General features: G+C 62.1%; 5 protein-coding genes. All 5 read right to left on the bottom strand.

Features of this window, described 5'->3' with window-relative positions; genetic code table 11:
• Positions 1 to 71 precede the first annotated feature (71 nt).
• The 5 genes from AACZ55_RS15480 to AACZ55_RS15460 all read right to left on the bottom strand — a co-directional run bounded on the left by AACZ55_RS15480 (position 72) and on the right by AACZ55_RS15460 (position 4,533).
• Positions 72 to 1,310, bottom strand: coding sequence for a hypothetical protein (locus AACZ55_RS15480; protein ID WP_339647537.1), 1,239 nt, complete (start codon positions 1,308 to 1,310; stop codon positions 72 to 74).
• A 141-nt stretch (positions 1,311 to 1,451) separates the two neighbouring features.
• Entirely contained in the window at positions 1,452 to 1,931 is a 480-nt protein-coding gene (locus tag AACZ55_RS15475) for a hypothetical protein (RefSeq protein ID WP_338607356.1), read from the bottom strand.
• An 85-nt stretch (positions 1,932 to 2,016) separates the two neighbouring features.
• Positions 2,017 to 3,384 (bottom strand): HAMP domain-containing sensor histidine kinase, encoded by a 1,368-nt coding sequence (locus tag AACZ55_RS15470; RefSeq protein WP_339647536.1) that lies wholly within the window; start codon positions 3,382 to 3,384, stop codon positions 2,017 to 2,019.
• A gap of 101 nt (positions 3,385 to 3,485) precedes the next feature.
• On the bottom strand, positions 3,486 to 4,145 hold the full coding sequence (locus tag AACZ55_RS15465; RefSeq protein ID WP_339647534.1) for a response regulator transcription factor: 660 nt from the start codon (positions 4,143 to 4,145) through the stop codon (positions 3,486 to 3,488).
• 88 nt (positions 4,146 to 4,233) lie between these two features.
• Positions 4,234 to 4,533 (bottom strand): hypothetical protein, encoded by a 300-nt coding sequence (locus AACZ55_RS15460; protein WP_339647533.1) that lies wholly within the window; start codon positions 4,531 to 4,533, stop codon positions 4,234 to 4,236.
• Between the last annotated feature and the right edge of the window lie 68 nt (positions 4,534 to 4,601).

The following is a 4,601-nucleotide window of genomic DNA, read 5'->3' as shown; positions in this document are numbered from 1 at the left end:
GTCGCGTGTTGCGAACCGCAAAACCGTTTCCATCCCCGATCGCGTCGAGGACATGGTTTGCTGGACACGCCCTAGCCTTGAGCGGTCCGGCGCTCGGCCCCGTCGCGGGCCCGGCGCAAGATATCGGCATATTCGGGATTGAAGCGGATCTCGGCCATCTTGATCCCGGCGTCCAGCCGCTCGCGCGCCACCGGATCGGCGGGTGCTCCGCGATACATGTCGAGCGCGCGGGTCACCAGCACCTCAACGGTCTGCCCCGTATCGGCCCAGGCCTGATCGAGCAGCGCATTGACGGCCAGGGAGTCGCGGCATTTCCTCACGGTCATGAGCAGATAAAGCCCGTTGAGCGCGGCCAGCACGTCATCGGCGTCGACCCGATCATTGCCATCCCGGGGCCGCCGCAGCGCCTGAGTGACATTGAGCGTGATTTCTTTCATCGGGCGTTCGAGTCGTTCGGACAGCCGCGCCGTCAGATCGGTCATGATCGTGCCCCACACGGACCGCCGCTCGATTTCGAGATTGTAGTTGATGGCCCGCATCAGCCTGTGAAACCGGTCGATCGCCTTGCACGAAAAGTCGACGTCGGAAAACAGGTTGGGCTGGCTGGCCAGCTTGCCGATCTGGCTCTGGGCATGGCTGAGCACGGCCTCGACCAATGCGCCATAGCCGGCGTTGGTGATCCGCGTTTCGCCATTGCCGCCCGCGATCGCCACCGCGGCGGCCATGGCGCGGCTGGGGTTGGCCATGTGACCGACCATGACCTGCATCCAGAGCGCCCGGGTCAAAGGATTGGTGATCGAGATCGATTGCAGCGCCGTGGCCATGGCCGCTTCATCGGACATCGAGCCGACAGCGATGCCGAATTTGCCAGCCTGCGCCAGCAGGGGACGGCGGCGCATGGCCATGATGACGGCTGCGAGGCGCTGGCGCGCCTCTTCGCCCCCCATCTGGATCGAATTGCGGCGCTCGAGTTCGCGATCGTCCTTTTCGGCGACGGCGTTGGCTTTGAGTTTTTCGAGTATCTCGGGCAGCAGCAGGTCGAAGGCCTCGACCGCGTCAGCACCCGAATCAATGGCATCGGCCAGCCGCGCGGCTTCGTCATCGGCGATGTCGCGCGCCATCCATGTCCATATCTTGCCCGCCGTCTCGCGCTCGATGGCACCGGCAAACGCATGCGGAACGGGCGGATCCACAAGAATTCCCTCCAGCGCTTCCAAAAATGCGTCCTTGCCTGCGTCGATCCGGCGCTTGGCGCCGCCTGCGCCGTGCGGCTGGTTCTTTACGCCGGGAAATGTATCGGGGAGAGCCATGAAATCCTGTAACCGGTGCGCTGCGTGAGGGACCGAAGGCCGAACGTATCCGCAATGGGGTAAAAAAACCTTTCAAGGTGTTAAAAAAAGGGTGCCGCCAGCGGCGACACCCGTCAATCATTTTTGCGCTGGGGCAAATGTCTACGCAGTTACACCCCAGGCTCCGTCGACCTCGCGGCAGGCCTGTCCCGAACGGGTGTAGGTCTGCCCGCCCAGGGTCACGCGGTGCGAAAATTCGCGGCAGTCGAGATTGTTGACCCGCACATAGGGACCCACCGAAACCTGACCGGTCGCGCCGCCCGAAGACCAGGTGCGCGGAGCACCGGGGCGCCCGAACTGGAGGGCGTAGAACTGGGCATCATTGGCGGCCGAGCGCTGGGCCGGCGTCAACTGACCGAGGATCGAGGAATCGATATATTCATAGCTGCCCGGCTCCAGACGCGCCTGCTGAATCGGCGTCGAATCGGAAGGTGTGTTCACCGTGGGCTGCTCGGGCAGCGGATCGGTCATGACAGTGGGCTGCGGCATCATGGGCTGGTTCGTCTGGAAATTGGCCGTACGGGTACAACCGGCGACCACCAGAGCCAGCGAAACAAGTGCAATCGCCCTCAACATCTTCATTGCGCAATACCTTTCGTAACGGCCAATAAGCCTTTTAATGTCTATCTCAGCCAATACGGCCAAATTGCGGTTTGTCGCCGCCGGTTCAAGTCTGTTGCCGTGCCTGTCGCGCAGCAGGAAGCCGAAGTGTTGCCCGAAGGCCACCCAGATCCGAGCGTGTCAGTGTCAGATCGCCTCCGTAGATATCGACGAGTTCCTTGACGATATCGAGTCCCAGTCCGCTCCCCGGCGTTTTTTCGTCCAGCCTGACCCCGCGCCGCAACACCTGCCCGGCTTCGGCCGCGGTCAGACCCGGTCCGTTATCTTCAACGACGATCTCGACGCTCCGGTTCCCTGAATTGCTGGCCTCGCGCGCCGAAAGGCGAACTTCCGAGCGCGCCCATTTGCAGCCATTATCCAAAAGATTGCCGGCCATCTCCTCAAGATCGCTCTCATCACCCCGGAACCAGGGCACATCGGACGGCAGGTCGATGGCCATGTCGCATTGCTTGTTGAGCTTGCCCATCACGCGCCCCAGCCGCTCGAGTACCGCACGGGTATCGGCCCGCTTGCCGACCACGCTCGAACGCGCCGCCAGCCGCGCCTTGTCGAGATAGGTCGAAACGATGCGGCTCATATTGTCGGTTTCGTGCAGCACCGTCGTGGCGAGCGCTGTCTTGCCCCCATCGGCCTCGTTGCGCAACACGGCCAGCGGGGTTTTCAGGCCGTGGGCGAGGTTGCCCACCTGGGCGCGCGAGCGTTCGACAATCTGGGTGTTGGACCGCAGCAGTTCGTTGACCTCGTCGGCGAGAGGCGCGATTTCCTGAGGGAAGCTGCCCTCGACGCTGGGCCTGTCGCCTTCGCGCACCGCCTCGATGGCCTCACGCAGCCGCTCGATCGGCCGCAGCGCAAAGCGCGCGATCATGCCGCTCATGGCAGCCAGGATCAGGGCCACAAACGCCAAAACGATGATCGCCTGCCCCCGAAACGCGGCGGCGCGGCCTTCCACATCGGTGTAATTGCCGGTCACCGTGATGACATAGCGCCCCAGATCGTCCAACGTCACCCAGCGCTCAACGGCCCGCAATGTCTGGTCGCCATAGTCGTCGGCGATCATGCCCGAACGGGTTCCCGAAGCATTAAAGGTACCCTCGAGATCGGGCAGCACCGTTCCAACCATCGAGGGAGAAAAATTGACCAGCGCGCCCGCCTCGTTGCGGATCTGCCAGTACCAGCCGGAGGTGGGGCGCGAAAATCGCGCATCGGCCAGACCGATCTCCCCGGACGCCGCCGAATCGAGTTCGAGAGTCTGCCCGACCAGCGATGAAATCTGTAAATCGAGGCTTTCGGTCAGATCCCTGTCGAGGGCCTGCGAGTAAAGCTCGGTCAAAAGAAACGCGGTCGCGACGAGCGCAACGATCAGCCAGCCCGCCGAAAGCCAGAAGAGCCGGAAAGCGATGGAGCCACGAGTCACTAGAGCAGGTCCAGGAAAAGTGGGAACCGGTTTTCCGTCCGGACCTGCGACCACAAGGAAAATTGAGCCAGTTTCGGGTTTCGCAGAAAGCTGAACACGGCTCAATCCGCCAGGATCTGATAGCCGAGCCCGCGAATGGTCTGGATCAGTTCTTCGGGCAGCTTCTTGCGCAGCCTGCCAACAAACACTTCGATCGTATTGGAATCCCGATCAAAATCCTGATCGTAAAGATGCTCGGTCAACTCGGTGCGCGAGATCACCTTGCCCTTGTGCATCATGAGGTAGGACAAAAGCCGGAACTCGTGGCTGGTCAGCTTTATCGCCTGCCCGTCCACAGTCACCCGGCCCGCCTTGGTGTCGAGCCGAACATTTCCCGCTATGATCTCGTTGGACGCATGGCCCGCCGCCCGGCGCACCAGTGCGCGCAGCCGCGCCAGCACTTCTTCCATATGAAAGGGCTTGGCCACATAATCGTCGGCGCCGGCGTCGATGCCCTGCACCTTGTCGCTCCAGCGGTCCCGCGCCGTCAGCAGCAGCACCGGCATCATGCGGTTTTCGCGGCGCCAGGCTTCGAGCACCGAAATCCCGTCCATACGCGGCAGCCCGATATCGAGCACCACGGCATCATAGGGTTCGGTATCGCCCAGGAAGTGTCCTTCCTCGCCGTCCGTGGCGCTGTCGCAGACATAGCCCGCGTCGGTCAGCGCTTCACAAATCTGCCTGTTGAGGTTTTCGTCGTCTTCAACAACAAGAATTCGCATGGTCCCGCCCCGCCCGCGTGTGGCCTAGATTTTTATTTCATCGCGCGTCCGAACCGATAAAATGGAATCCACTTTGTCCGGACACGCTCTATTGTGCATTCAACGTCAGATTGCGCGCCTGGCCCGAGGTTTCCAGCACCGCAAGCACATAGACCAGCGCTCCGCCCTGCTCACAGACCTTGACGCTGAGCACTTCGGTCGAAGGATCGATCCCCTCGCGCGAGAGCACTGCAGCCACCGGCTGTATGCGCCCTTCAGCGAGGGCGGACTGGATGGCCGAATTGTCCCAGCATCCTTCCTGCGCCACGGCTGGCATCGCGCCCAGCGGCAAAGAAAGGCTCAAAGCCAGGGCCAGCGATGTGAGTCGGGACAGGAGAGCGTTTTTCATGCCCCGACTATTACCGTCAGTTTGCTGAACTGCAAATGAATGGTTCGCCCAAATTGTGGCGGAGGTGC

Source organism: uncultured Pelagibacterium sp. (assembly GCF_963972885.1).
In the GTDB taxonomy this organism is placed as follows: Bacteria; Pseudomonadota; Alphaproteobacteria; order Rhizobiales; family Devosiaceae; genus Pelagibacterium; species Pelagibacterium nitratireducens.
The sequence above is the reverse complement of the archived record's forward strand: the minus strand, read 5'-3'. Positions and strand labels throughout refer to the sequence as shown.